General features: G+C 74.7%; 13 protein-coding genes and 1 riboswitch. Of the genes, 6 read left to right on the forward strand and 7 right to left on the reverse strand.

Annotated elements, in window-relative coordinates:
- Window positions 1-39 precede the first annotated feature (39 nt).
- Genes H2O74_RS15035 through H2O74_RS15050 form a run of 4 tightly spaced genes read left to right on the forward strand, consistent with a single transcriptional unit; the run spans window position 40 to window position 2,613 of the window.
- A complete protein-coding gene (locus H2O74_RS15035; RefSeq protein ID WP_255491666.1) occupies window positions 40-1,005 on the forward strand; it encodes a DMT family transporter in 966 nt (321 codons plus the stop codon).
- Window positions 1,002-1,301 carry a type II toxin-antitoxin system VapB family antitoxin gene (locus H2O74_RS15040; RefSeq protein WP_182112312.1) on the forward strand — a complete coding sequence of 100 codons (300 nt, stop codon included), beginning with the start codon at window positions 1,002-1,004 and terminating at the stop codon, window positions 1,299-1,301. Before H2O74_RS15035 ends, H2O74_RS15040 begins: the two co-directional genes overlap by 4 nt.
- Window positions 1,301-2,005, forward strand: a complete 705-nt coding sequence (locus H2O74_RS15045; protein ID WP_182112313.1) for a LytR C-terminal domain-containing protein — start codon at window positions 1,301-1,303, stop codon at window positions 2,003-2,005. Before H2O74_RS15040 ends, H2O74_RS15045 begins: the two co-directional genes overlap by 1 nt.
- The gene (locus H2O74_RS15050) at window positions 2,002-2,613 is read left to right on the forward strand and encodes an N-acetyltransferase (protein ID WP_255491667.1); all 612 of its coding nucleotides are present in this window, start codon (window positions 2,002-2,004) and stop codon (window positions 2,611-2,613) included. Before H2O74_RS15045 ends, H2O74_RS15050 begins: the two co-directional genes overlap by 4 nt.
- A gap of 43 nt (window positions 2,614-2,656) precedes the next feature.
- Here H2O74_RS15050 and H2O74_RS15055 read toward each other — a convergent pair whose 3' ends face one another.
- On the reverse strand, window positions 2,657-3,997 hold the full coding sequence (locus H2O74_RS15055) for a uracil-xanthine permease family protein (protein ID WP_182112314.1): 1,341 nt from the start codon (window positions 3,995-3,997) through the stop codon (window positions 2,657-2,659).
- 129 nt (window positions 3,998-4,126) lie between these two features.
- On the opposite strand from H2O74_RS15055, the gene H2O74_RS15060 reads away from it, so the two are divergent.
- Window positions 4,127-4,552 (forward strand): DUF4190 domain-containing protein, encoded by a 426-nt coding sequence (locus H2O74_RS15060; RefSeq protein WP_182112315.1) that lies wholly within the window; start codon window positions 4,127-4,129, stop codon window positions 4,550-4,552.
- Between the two features lie 28 nt (window positions 4,553-4,580).
- Window positions 4,581-5,813: a hypothetical protein gene (locus tag H2O74_RS15065; RefSeq protein WP_182112316.1), complete on the forward strand. Its 1,233-nt coding sequence runs from the start codon at window positions 4,581-4,583 to the stop codon at window positions 5,811-5,813.
- Between the two features lie 4 nt (window positions 5,814-5,817).
- Here H2O74_RS15065 and H2O74_RS15070 read toward each other — a convergent pair whose 3' ends face one another.
- The 6 genes from H2O74_RS15070 to H2O74_RS15095 all read right to left on the reverse strand — a co-directional run bounded on the left by H2O74_RS15070 (window position 5,818) and on the right by H2O74_RS15095 (window position 12,217).
- Window positions 5,818-6,777, reverse strand: coding sequence for an LLM class F420-dependent oxidoreductase (locus H2O74_RS15070; RefSeq protein WP_182112317.1), 960 nt, complete (start codon window positions 6,775-6,777; stop codon window positions 5,818-5,820).
- Between the two features lie 56 nt (window positions 6,778-6,833).
- Window positions 6,834-7,814 carry an Fpg/Nei family DNA glycosylase gene (locus tag H2O74_RS15075; protein WP_182112318.1) on the reverse strand — a complete coding sequence of 327 codons (981 nt, stop codon included), beginning with the start codon at window positions 7,812-7,814 and terminating at the stop codon, window positions 6,834-6,836.
- Window positions 7,815-7,899: 85 nt separating this feature from the next.
- Entirely contained in the window at window positions 7,900-9,363 is a 1,464-nt protein-coding gene (locus tag H2O74_RS15080; RefSeq protein WP_255491668.1) for an LLM class flavin-dependent oxidoreductase, read from the reverse strand.
- Between the two features lie 29 nt (window positions 9,364-9,392).
- Window positions 9,393-10,334 carry a MetQ/NlpA family ABC transporter substrate-binding protein gene (locus H2O74_RS15085; RefSeq protein WP_182112319.1) on the reverse strand — a complete coding sequence of 314 codons (942 nt, stop codon included), beginning with the start codon at window positions 10,332-10,334 and terminating at the stop codon, window positions 9,393-9,395.
- 114 nt (window positions 10,335-10,448) lie between these two features.
- On the reverse strand, window positions 10,449-11,180 hold the full coding sequence (locus tag H2O74_RS15090; RefSeq protein WP_182112320.1) for a methionine ABC transporter permease: 732 nt from the start codon (window positions 11,178-11,180) through the stop codon (window positions 10,449-10,451).
- Window positions 11,177-12,217: a methionine ABC transporter ATP-binding protein gene (locus tag H2O74_RS15095; RefSeq protein ID WP_182112321.1), complete on the reverse strand. Its 1,041-nt coding sequence runs from the start codon at window positions 12,215-12,217 to the stop codon at window positions 11,177-11,179. Before H2O74_RS15095 ends, H2O74_RS15090 begins: the two co-directional genes overlap by 4 nt.
- 211 nt (window positions 12,218-12,428) lie before the next feature.
- A riboswitch (SAM riboswitch) is annotated at window positions 12,429-12,538 on the reverse strand.
- Window positions 12,539-12,634 lie beyond the last annotated feature (96 nt).

The following is a 12,634-nucleotide window of genomic DNA, read 5'->3' on the forward strand; positions in this document are numbered from 1 at the left end:
CGCGAGCCACGGGACGGCCCCCGGCCCTAGCGTCGAGGCGTGACCTCCCACGCCTCGGGCCCGACCTCCCGCCCCTCGCCGCGGACCTCGCGCCACCCGGCCCTGCCCGTGGTCGCGATCGGCGTGACCGTCGTGCTGTGGGCCTCCGCGTTCGTCGCCATCCGCGACGTCGGCGCCGACGTCGGCCCGGGAGCGCTGACCCTCGGCCGGCTCCTCGTGGGGAGCGTCGCCCTCGGCGTGCCCCTGCTCCTCCAGCGCCAGGCGTGGCCGCCCCGCGCCGCGTGGCCCCGCCTGGTCGCCGTCGGCGTGCTCTGGTTCGGGGTCTACAACCTCGCGCTCAACGCGGCCGAGCAGCGCATCGACGCCGGGACCGCGTCGATGCTCGTCAACGTGGGACCCGTGCTCCTGGCGGTCCTCGCCGGGATCACCCTGGGCGAGGGGTTCCCGCGGCCCCTCCTGGTGGGCAGCACGGTGGGACTGGCCGGCGTCGTGGTCATCGGGGTCGCGACGTCGACCGGGGAGCGCGCGGACGTGTGGGGCGCAGTCCTGTGCGTCGTCGCCGCGGTCGCCTACGCCGTCGCCGTCATCGTGCAGAAGCCACTGCTCGGACGGCTCTCGGCGCTGCAGGTGACGTGGGCCGCGTGCACGGTCGGCGCCCTGGCGTGCCTGCCGTTCGCACCGCAGCTGGTCGCGGACCTCACGGCGGCCCCGGGCCCGGGACCGCTCCTGGGCGTGGTGTACCTGGGCCTGTTCCCGACGGCCGTCGCGTTCACCACGTGGGCCTACGCCCTCGCGCGCAGCGACGCGGGCCGCCTCGGCTCCACCACGTACCTCGTCCCCCCGCTCGCGGTGCTGCTCGGCTGGCTGCTGCTGGGCGAGGTGCCGCCGCTGCTCGCGTTCGCCGGTGGGGCGCTGTGCCTGCTGGGCGTGTGGATCACGCGCCGACCCGAGTCATCCCGAGGTCGCACGTGGCGCAAGGGTGCGCCGACTAGACTCGCCGCGTGATCTTCAAGGCCGTGGGCGACGGGCGCCCGTACCCGGACCACGGGCTCACCACGCCCAAGCAGTGGGCCGAGGTCCCGCCCCGGCAGGTGCGCCTCGACGACCTCGTGACGACCAAGCGCACGCTCAACCTCGACAACCTCCTCTCGGAGGACTCGACGTTCTACGGCGACCTCTTCGCCCACGTCGTGCAGTGGAAGGGCGTCATGTACCTCGAGGACGGCCTGCACCGCGCCGTGCGCGCCGCCCTCCAGCAGCGCCCGATCCTGCATGCCCGAGTGCTCGTCGTGGAGGACTGATGGAGGAGACCGCCGCCGACCGCGAGCGCCGCCTGCGGCGCCGACGCCAGCACGAGCGGCAGGCGGTCGTCTTCGGGTCGCTCATCGCGGCGCTCGCCGTGGCCGGCCTCGGCTCCGCGGCCGTCTACACGGGCGTCATCTCCGCGCCGTTCCTGGACCGCGAGTTCAGCACCCCGCCCCCGGACGCCGGCGCCGCGGCCCTGCCGCCCCCGCCCTGCCCGCCCGAGGGCACCCTGCCGGTGCAGTACAACACCGTCACGATCAACGTCCTCAACGGCGCCGGCACCTCCGGGCTCGCCGGCAGCACGCGCGACGCCCTGACGGCACGGGGCTTCGCGGTGCTCACGGCGGGCAACTACCCGGCCAAGCTGCCGGGCACCGCGCAGATCACGTTCGGCGAGGCCGGGCTTGCCGCCGCGTACACGCTCGCGGCGCACGTCACGACCCCCACGCTGGTCCTGGACCAGCGCGCCGATGCGAGCGTCGACCTCGTGCTCGGCCAGGAGTTCGGGAGTCTCGTCGAGTCCAACGCCGTGGTGCTCGACCAGGCCGCGCCGCTCACCGGCGTCGCGGGCTGCGTGCCGCTCGAGGAGGCGCGCGCTGCCGCACTCCCCGCACCGGCCGCCCCCGAGGAGGCGCCCGCGGAGGGCGAGGCGCCCGCCGAGGAGGGGGCGCCGGCCGAGGGAGAGGCCACGGAGGGGTGAGCGGCGCACCACCGGCCCTGCACGTCCGCCTCGCACGCCCCGACGACGCCGCCGCCCTGGACGACGTCTGCATCCGCACGGGCGAGGCCGGCGGGGACGCGACGCAGGTCTTCGCCCAGCCGGAGCTCATCTGCGACATCTGGCTGCGGCCCTACCTCCTCCTCGCGCCGGACCTGGCATTCGTCCTCGTCGGCGACGACGACGTGCCGGTCGGCTACGTGATCGGCGCCGCCGACACCGCCGCCTTCGAGGCGGCGTGCGAGGAGCGGTGGTGGCCGCAGGTCCGGCGCCGCCACCCGCGCGACGAGTTCGCGCCCGGGACGCGCGACGCGGCGCTGGTGGCCCTGATCCACGAGCCCCCGCGCACCGACGACGCCGTCGTCGCGCGGTTCCCCGCGCACCTGCACGTCGACCTCCTGCCGCAGGCGCAGGGCGGCGGGCACGGGCGCGCGCTCCTGGAGCACCTGTTCACGGCGCTGCGGGACCGGGGCGTGCCGGGCGTGCACCTCGGCGTGGACCCCGCCAACACCCGGGCCCGCGGGTTCTACGCCCACCTCGGCTTCCGGCCGGTCGCCGACGACGCCGGGCAGCTGGGCCTGCACCTCTAGTCCCGCCGGCCGAGCTCGTCGCGGCGTCGGGTCGGGCGCCCGCCTAGCTCGCCGGGTCCGGCCGGTCGTCCTGCCGCCGGTCGGGCAGCTCCGTGCCGCCGGGCACCGAGGCCGGGCTCGCGGCCTCCTCGGACGTCCCGCGCCACCGGGCCACGGACCGCATGAGGTGGTAGATCCCGATCGCGGCGGCGGTGCCGAGCGCGATGCCCTCGAACGTCACGTCGCCCACGGCCCAGGTGTAGTTCGCGATGCCGATGATGAGCGCGACGGCGGCCGTCGTGAGGTTCACCGGGTCGGAGAAGTCGACCTTGTTCTGCACCCAGATCCGGGCACCGAGGATGCCGATCATCCCGTAGAGCACCGTCGTGGCCCCGCCGAGCACGCCCTGGGGGATCGTGGCGATGAGCGCGCCGAACTTGGGCGACAGGCTCAGGAGCAGCGCGGTGCCCGCGGCGACCCAGTACGCGGCCGTCGAGTACACGCGCGTCGCCGCCATGACGCCGATGTTCTCCGCGTACGTCGTCGTGCCGGACCCGCCGCCGGCCCCGGCCAGGGTGGTCGCGACGCCGTCCGCGAAGAGCGCGCGCCCCATCACCGAGTCGAGGTCGCGGTTGGTCATCGCGGCCACCGACTTCACGTGGCCGACGTTCTCGGCGATGAGCACGAACACCACGGGGACGAAGAGCCCGAGCACGCTGAGGTCGAACACGGGCGCCGTGAAGTCCGGCAGGCCCACCCAGGCCGCGTCCTTGACCGCCTTGAAGTCGACCTCGCCCCGCAGCACCGCGACCGCGTAGCCGACCAGCACCCCGAGCAGGATGGCGAGGCGCCCGAGGATGCCGCGGAACAGCACGGTGATGAGCACGACGGCGAACAGCGTCGCCACCGCGGTCACGGGCGCCTTCTGGACGTTGTCCCACGCCACGGGCGCGAGGTTGAGCCCGATGAGGGCGACGATCGTCCCGGTGACGACCGGCGGCATGACGACGTCGATCCAGCGCGCACCCACGGCCTGCACGAGCAGGCCCACGACGGCGAGCAGGGCTCCCGTGACGAGCACGCCGCCGAGAGCGACGGCCGTGCCGCCGTCGGCCTGCGCGGCGGCGATCGGCGCGATGAACGCGAAGCTCGAGCCCAGGTAGCTCGGCAGCCGGTTGCCGGTGATGAGCAGGAAGAGCGCGGTGCCGATCGCGGAGAAGAACAGCGTCGTCGCCGGGGGCAGCCCCGTGAGGATCGGCACGAGGAAGGTGGCACCGAACATGGCCACCACGTGCTGCATGCCGATGCCGATCGTCCGCGGCCAGCTGAGCCGCTCGTCGGGCGCCACGACCGCCCCCGGACCGACCTGACGGCCGTCGCCGTGCACCTGCCACCCGAGCGCCATGCGTCCTCCTCAGCCGGGGCCCTTCCGCACGGTCGCACACGAGCGCCGCCGGAGCCGGGGGCAGCCTAGCCACCTCGTGTCACGCCGCTGTGAAATGCTTGCCGCCGTCGCCCGATCCGAGGAGCTGTCATGAGCGTGCCCACGACCCCGCCGCCCGGTCAGCCCGACCCGGGCTACTCGCCCTACCCCCAGCAGGGGTACCCGCAGGGGTACCAGCAGCAGCCCGGCCAGCAGGGCGGCCACCCGGGCCAGTACGGCTACGGCGGCTACCCGCCCGTGGCGCCCCCGGCCAACAACACGATGGCGGTCATGGCGCTCGTCGCCGGCATCTGCGGGCTCACGGCACTGCCGTTCATCGGCTCGATCGCCGCCGTCATCATCGGGCCCATGGCCAAGAAGGAGATCGCGCGTACCGGTGAGGGCGGGGCGTCGCTCGCGACGTGGGGCCAGATCCTCGGCTGGGTCGGCATCGGCATCGCCGTGCTCGGCGGCCTGTTCTTCGTGTTCGTCTGGGGTGCGGTCCTCTGGGGGATCGGCACGACGTCGGGCTACTGACCGGACGCCGCGGCGCCGACGGCCGACCGTGGCCACCCGGGCCGCCGTGTGGGCCGCCTTCGTCGCGGTCCACGGCTGGCTGACCTACCTCGGCGTCGTGGTGCTGCCCGGCGCGGCCTTCCACGACGTCGACCTCTACCGCTGGTGGATGCACCTCGGGCTCCACGAGGGGCGCTGGCCCGTCCTCGACGAGCCGTCCGTGTACCCGGCGGCGGCGGTCCTGCCGATGCTGCTGCCGGCGCTGGTCGCGGCCACCACCCCCGGGTACGCCCTCGCGTGGTGCGGGCTCGTCACGCTGCTCGACGCGTTCGCGGTCGCCGCGCTGCTGCGCGCCGGCGGGCGACGCGGCGAGGCCGCGGCGTGGTGGTGGCTGGCGTTCCTGCTCCTCCTGGGCCCCGTGGGGATCGGCCGGCTCGACGCCGTCGTCGCGCCGCTGACGATCGTCGCGCTGCTCCTGGCGGCGGCGCCGACGACGACCCGCACGCGCGGCGCCGCGGCGCTGCTGACCCTCGGGGCGTGGGTGAAGGTGGCCCCGGGCGCGCTCGTGCTGCCGCTCGCGGCCGCCGCCCGCCGCCCGGTGCGCGACGTCGTCGCACCCGCGGCCGCGGTGTGCGCCGTGGTCGTCGGCGCCGTCGCGGCCGGCGGCGGCCTGCCGCGGCTGCTCGGCTTCCTCGACGCGCAGGGCGAGCGCGGGCTCCAGGTCGAGTCCGTCGCGGCCACGGTGGTCGGGGCGCTCCACCGGGACGACGTCGCCGTCGTGCTCAACGAGGAGCTGGTCACCTACGAGGTCGTCGGCCCGGGCACGGCCGGCGCCGCGGCGGTCCTGGACGTCCTCCTGCCCCTGGCGGTGGGGGCGGTGGCCCTCGTGCTCCTGGCCGCGCGACGGCGCGGGACCGCCCCCGCGGCCCTGCTGCCGGCGTCCCTGCTGCTCGTCGCGTTGCTGGTCGTGACCAACAAGGTCGGCTCGCCGCAGTTCCTCACGTGGTTCGCGCCGCCCGTCGCCGTCCTCGTCGCGATGCGGGCGCCGACGACGTGGCGCGACGTCCGGCCCGTCTGGTGGCAGGTGGCCGGCGCTCTCGTGCTGCTCGCCGCGGGCCTGACGCAGGCGGTCTTCCCGTGGGGCTACCTGCCGTTGCTCGCGGGCGACGACGGCATGGCCCTGATCCTGGACGCGCGCAACGCGCTGCTGCTCGCGGTGACGGCGTGCGCCGTCGTCGGCCTCGCCCGCGCGGTGCGGGGGCCGACGACGGCGGACGCCTGACGCCTCAGCGCACGTGCGGCGCGACCTGCGCGGCGACGAGCTCGAGGTGCTCGATGTCGGCGAGGTCGAGGACCTGCAGGTAGATGCGCTCGACGCCCGCCTCGGCGAGCTCACCCAGCCGGTCGACCGCCTCGGCGACCGTGCCGGCGACGCCGTGCTCGCGCAGCTCGCCCGGCTCGCGACCGATGGCGGCGGCGCGGCGCGCGACCTCGACGTCGTCGGCCCCGACGCACAGCACCAGCGCCACCGAGTAGGTGAGGTCGTGCGGGTCGCGCCCGATCTCCTCGCACGCGGAGCGGACGCGGCCGAACATCTGCGGGATGTCGGCGATCTCCGGGAAGGAGGCGTTGAACTCGGACGCGAAGCGCGCGGCCAGGGCGGGCGTGCGCTTCGGACCCTTGCCCCCGACGATCACCGGGACGCCGGCGCCCTCGACCCGGCGGCCGTCGGCGAGCGCGACGTGCTGGGCCGGCTTGGGCAGCGCCGGCGAGTCGGTGAGCGTGTAGTGCTCGCCCTGGTGCGTGAAGCGCTCGCCGACGGGCGTGCGCCACAGGCCCGTGACGACCTCGAGCTGCTCGGTCAGGAGGCCGAAGCGCTTCTCGGGGAACGGGATGCCGTAGGCCGCGTGCTCCTGGGCGAACCAGCCCGCGCCGAGGCCGAGCTCGACCCGGCCGCCGGACATCTGGTCGACCTGGGCGACCTGGATCGCCAGGACGCCCGGGTGGCGGAACGTCGCGGACGACACGAGGGTGCCGAGCCGGATGGTGCTCGTCTCGCGCGCGAGGCCCGCGAGGGTGGTCCAGGCGTCGGTCGGGCCCGGGAGCCCGTCGCCGTCGCCCATGACGAGGTAGTGGTCGGAACGGAAGAAGGCGTTGTACCCGAGGCGCTCGGTGGCCTGGGCGACGCGCAGGACGTCGTCGTACGACGCGCCTTGCTGGGGTTCGGTGAAGATGCGCAGATCCATGCGCCCATCCTCTCGCCCCGGGACACGACCTCGCGCCGCGGCGGCCGCCGTCGGGCTCAGGACTGGCAGGCGGGGCACCAGTAGAGGGTGCGTCCCGCCAGCTCCTCGCGCAGGATCGTCGACCCGCAGCGCAGGCACGGCTCCCCCGCGCGGCCGTACACCGCGTGCCGCAGCGACCGGTCGGCGACCGCGGCGGCGCGCGAGGGCGCACCCGGGCCGTCGAGGTCCTCGCGCGTCAGCATGACACCCGTCCGGATCCCGTCCTCGAGGAGCACGACCCAGTCGCGCCAGAGCGCGTCGAGCACCTCCTCGGGCACGGCGGAGCCCGGGACGTGCGGCTCGAGCCGGGCGCGGAACAGCATCTCGGCGCGGTAGATGTTCCCGATCCCGCTGACGACCGACTGGTCCATGAGCAGCTGTCCGATCGCGACCCGGCGCCGGCGGACGCGGCGCACGAACTCCGCCTGCGGCTCGGGCCACGCGTCGACCTGCGGGTCCGGGCCCGCCTTGGCGACGATGGCGGCCACCTCGGGCGGCCCCAGGACCTCGCACGCCGTCGGGCCGCGCAGGTCGGCGACCGTCGCGTCGGTCGCGAGGCGCACGCGCACGGCGCCGACCGGGGGCGGCGGGAAGACCTCGGTCAGCACGCCGGCGTCCCCGGCCGCTGCCGTGGCGAGCGAGGCCTCGCCCTCGCCCATCCGCACCGCGCGGCGCGGCGCCCCCAGGAAGGCGACCGGCTCGCCGTCGGCCAGCGGGGACACCCGCCCCCGGAAGTCCCACGCGCCGTAGAGCCCGAGGTGCACGTGCACCCAGCGCTCCGGGACGACGTCGGACACGGGCAGCGGCGCGTCGTCGCCGTACCCGAAGCCCAGCAGCAGGTGCTTGCCGAGCGCGGCGGCGGTCGTGAGGACCGACCCGTCGAGCAGCGCGGCCCCGGCAGCGAACCTCCCCTGCGGCGAGCTCACGGCGACCGGGTGGTCGACGAGATCGGCGCGGAACTGCCGGGCGATCCGGTGGACGGTATGACCTTCGGGCACGGCCCCGAGGGTAGTTCAGGCCACGCCACCGCCCCGGGTGACGCGTTGGCGTCGACCTGCGACACCAACGCGTCACCCCTGGCCGTCAGACGCCGGCCGTGGCCGCGAGGTGGTCCGAGATCTTGGACTCCTTGGTGCCGTCGGCCGACGTCGCGCCGCCCGTGAAGGCGCCGTGGTACTGCCGGGCCGGGTGCGTGTCCTCGGCGAAGACGCGGCCCTCGCCGAAGAGGTTCTCGCGCAGCGTCGTGCCGTCGTACTCCGTGCGGGCGCGCCCGCGGCGCTGCAGCTCCGGGACCACCAGGTCCACGAGGTCCTCGAACGTGCCGGGCGTGATCGCGTAGGCGAAGTTGAACCCGTCGACGCCGCCCTCGTCGACCCAGCGCTCGAGCTCGTCGGCCACCCGGGTCGCGGAGCCCACGAGCACGGGGCCGAGGCCGCCGATGCTCCGCTTGGTCACGATGTCGAGCGGCGTCCACGCGCGGTCCGGGTCGATCGTCGTGAGCATCTGCAGCGCGGAGCGCAGCGAGTCGTTCTCGACCTCGACGAGCGGCTGGTCCGGGTCGTAGTCCGAGAAGTCGACACCGGTCCACCCGCCGTACAGCGACAGCGCGCCCTCGGGGTTGGCGTAGCGCAGGTAGTCCTCGAACTTGGCCTGGGCGGCCTCGTCCGTCTCGGCCGTGATGACGGTGATGAGCGAGAAGATCTTCACCGAGTCGCGGGACCGGCCGAGCGCCTCCGCACGGTCCCGGATGTCGTCCGTCGTCTCGCGCGCCTGCGCGATCGTGCCCGGGCTGATGAAGACGCCCTCGCCGTGCTTGGCGGCGAACGCGCGCCCCCGCGGCGACGCACCGGCCTGGAAGATCACCGGCGTGCGCTGCGGGCTCGGCTCCGACAGGTGGATGCCGGGCACGCTGTAGTACTCGCCGCGGTGGCCGATGGGGTGGACCTTGGTCGGGTCGGTGAAGACGCCGTTCTCCTTGTCGCGCACGACGGCGTCGTCGTCCCAGCTGCCCTCCCACAGCTTGTAGGTGACGTCGAGGAACTCGTCCGCGAGGTCGTACCGCGCGTCGTGGCTCATCTGCTTGTCGAAGCCCAGGTTGATCGCGGCGCTGTTGAGGTAGCCGGTCACCACGTTCCAGGCCACGCGGCCCCGGGTGAGGTGGTCGAGCGTCGAGAACTTGCGCGCGAGCGCGTACGGCTGCTCGTACGTCAGGGCGCTGGTGATGCCGAAGCCGAGGTGCTCGGTGACCGCCGCCATGGCCGGGACCTGCAGGAAGGGGTCGTTGACGGGCACCTGGACGGCGTCGGTCAGCGAGCCCGCGACGGTGCCGCGGTAGACGTCGTACACCCCGACGACGTCGGCGATGAACAGCGAGTCGAACCGGCCGCGCTCCAGGAGGCGGGCCAGTTCGGTCCAGTACTCGAGCGTGTTGTAGTCCCAGGCGCGGCTGTCCGGGTGGCGCCAGGTCCCGGCCGCCTGGTGCGTCACGCAGGTCATGTCGAAGGCGTTGAGGACGATGCGCTTCTTGCTCGGGCCGTTGTCGGTCACGGTGGTCTCCTTCTCGGGGTTCGGGCGGGTCACTCGGCGTCCAGGGGCAGCAGGACGCCCTGGACCTCGGGGTCGGTGGCCAGGTACTCCTGCACGCGCGGGTCCTGGAAGGCCTTGATGAGGTTCTGGATGTTCGGCTCGTCGATCCACCGCGTGCCGACCGTCAGCTGGCCGGCGAACTCGTCCGGTGCCGGGGGCGCGAAGATCTGGTGCTCGACCGGGACCTTGGCGGCGACGTAGTACTCCGTGTAGCCGACGGCGGCGTCGAGGTCCGGCAGCGCGCGGGACTGGGCCCCGAAGTCGAGCAGGACGAACTCCAGGTCCTTGGGGTTCTCGACGATGTCGTCCTGCGTGGCGGTCCACTTGTCGACGGAGGGGTCGAGCGTGATGAGGCCGGCCCGCTCGAGCACCCACAGCCCCTGCGCCTCGTTGGCGGGGTCGGAGTAGAGCGAGATCGTCGCGCCGTCGGGGATCTCCTCGACGCTGTCCCACTGCTGGGACCACAGGCCGAAGCCCCAGCGGAAGACCGGCGTGGCGGCGGTCTCCTCGAACCCGGGGTTGGCCTCGAGCACCTGGGACAGCCACAGCTCGTGCTGGTAGACGGTCCCGGCGACCTCGCCCTCGTGGACGGCCCGGTTGATCGTGTTGCTGTCCGCGAGGCCCTTGAACGCGACGGTGATGCCGTAGTCGGGCGCGATCTCCTGCGCCACGTACTCCACGAGCGCCTGCTCGCGGGCGTTGCCCTCGGCGGTCGCGACGTACAGCGTCGCGCCGGCGACCGTGTTGGGGCTGGCCTCGGCGGTCAGGCGCGGGACGACGACGGCTGCCGCGGCGGCCGCGAGGACGATGGCGCCGCCCGCGACCCACGGCCAGCGACGGCGTCGGGCGATCTGGAAGCCGTGGTCGTGGTCGGTGCCGCTCGGTGGCTCGGCCGCCTCGGGCTGGGGGCGGTCGGTCTGGGTGGTGGTCATGGCAGTGACTCCTGGGTGCGTGACGGGTGGCCGTGGTGGCCGTGGGTGGTCGGCCCGGGCGTGGCAGCGCCTGGTCGAGCCGGCGGGCTCGGCCCGCGGGTCAGCGCGATCGGCTCAGGCGGGCACCTCCGCTGCCGTGGGCGCCGCAGCGCCGCGCCGGCGGGGCCTGCGCGCGTGGGGCGTGGCTGCCCGGGCCAGTCCGTCGCCGAGCAGCTGGACCAGCGCGACGAGCGTGACCAGCACGAGGATCGTCGTGAGCATGACGGCGTGGTCGAAGCGCTGGTAGCCGTAGGTGACCGCCACGTAGCCGATGCCGCCCGCGCCGATCGTGCCCGCGATGGCCGAGTACTCGATCATCGCGATGGTGTTGATGGTCAGGCCCCCGATGACCGACGGGAGCGCCTCCGACAGCTGGACGGTCGTCACCACCTGCAGCGGGGAGGCGCCCGACGCCGTCGCGACGCGCACGAGCGAGGGCGGGACGGACCGCAGGGAGTTCTCGACGATCCGCGCGAAGAAGGCGGTCCCGGCGAGCGACATCGGGACCACCGCGGCCGCGATCCCGATGTTCGTCCCCGTGACGAAGCGCGTCACCGGGACGAGCGCCGCCATGAGGATGAGGAAGGGCAGGGACCGTCCGATCCCGACGACCCAGCCGAGCGCCTGGTGCAGCACGGGCCGCTCGAGGAGGCCGCCGGGCGCGAGGTTGTGCAGCAGGACGCCGAGCGGCACCCCGAGCAGCACGACGAGGGCCATGACGATGCCGACCATCGCGAGCGTCTCCCCGAGGGCGGGGACGACCAGCGCGGGGATCTCGCCCAGGGGCGTGTCGCCGGCGGTCCTCATGCGACCGGCTCCAGCTCGCGGCCGATCGTGCCCGGCTCCCGTGCGGCGTCGGCGGGCGCGGCGCTCGGGGCGGCGTGCAGGCCCAGGTCCCCGAGCACGGCGACGAGCCGAGCCGCGTCGGTGCCCGGTGGCAGCGCGATCGTCGCGTGCCCGACGACGTGCCCGTCGACCGCCCCGATCGAGGCGCCCAGGAGGGCGACGTCGACCCCGAGCGCCGCGCCGGCGCGGGCGATCCAGTCCGCCGGGACGCTCGCGCTCGCGTACGAGACGGACCACGGGGCGCCCCCGCGCGTCGCGCCGTGGGCCCGGCGCGGCAGCAGCGCGCGGCCCAGCGCGGACGACGGGTCACGCAGCAGGTCGACGACGGCGCCCTGCTCGACGATCCGGCCGGCGTCGAGGTGCGCGACGCTGTCGGCGATCTCGAGCACGGTCTCCATCTCGTGGGTGATGAACAGGATGGCCAGGCCCAGGTCGTCGCGGAGCTCCTTGAGGAGCCGCACCACGGACGCGGTGGCCTCCGGGTCGAGACCGGACGTCGCCTCGTCCGAGAGGAGCACGCGTGGGCGGAGCGCCAGCGCGCGGGCGATGCCGACGCGCTGGCGCTGGCCACCGGAGAGCTGGTGCGGGTAGTACCCGGAGCGCGCCGCGAGCCCCACGCGGTCGAGCAGCTCGGCGACGCGGCGTCGCCGGTCCGCCCGGGTCACGCCGAGGTAGCGCAGGGGCAGCTCCACGTTCTCGGCGGCGGTCCGGCGCGCGAGGAGGCCGTCGGACTGGAAGATCGTGCCGATCTGCCGCCGCGCGTCGCGCAGGCTCCGCTGGTCGAGGCGCGACAGCTCCCGGCCGTTGACGACGACAGTGCCCGAGGTGGGCGGCTCGAGGAGGTTCACGCACGCGGCGAGCGTGCTCTTGCCGGCCCCGCTCGGGCCGATGACGGCGGCGATCTCCCGATCGCCGACGGTGAGGTCGAGACGGTCGAGCACCGTCGTGCGGTGCGCGCCGTCGCCGTAGGTCTTCGTGAGCTGGCGAAGCTCGATCATGGGGTCTCCGAGGGGAGGCCGGGGCGCGTGGCAGCGCGGCCCCCGGCGGGGCGGGATGGGAGAGAGGCGCGACGCCGCTCCACCGACGCAGGGGCCCCGGCAAGGGCCCGTTCAGCCGGGTGCAGGCGGACCTGCGTGCGGGTGCGCGACGGGGCGCACCGGGTGGTGCGCCGTCAGTGGCGACAGCAGCACATTCGCACGGGAGTCCTCCTGGCCGTCCTTACCGGTGCGGTCGCACCGGTCCGGTCCTCACCCGGAGCACCCCACGACGAGGAGGGTTGCCGGCCAGCGAGCCGGGGCTTCGCGCTGGCGCTCATGACCTGGCTCCGACGGTAGGGCGTCTCACATGGCGCGTCAATGATGTCCGCGCTGTGGACATCATCCCGGCCCCGGGCGACCGCCCGCACCGCCGGCACC

Origin of the sequence: Actinotalea sp. JY-7876 (genome assembly GCF_014042015.1) — a bacterium.
GTDB lineage: Bacteria > Actinomycetota > Actinomycetes > Actinomycetales > Cellulomonadaceae > Actinotalea.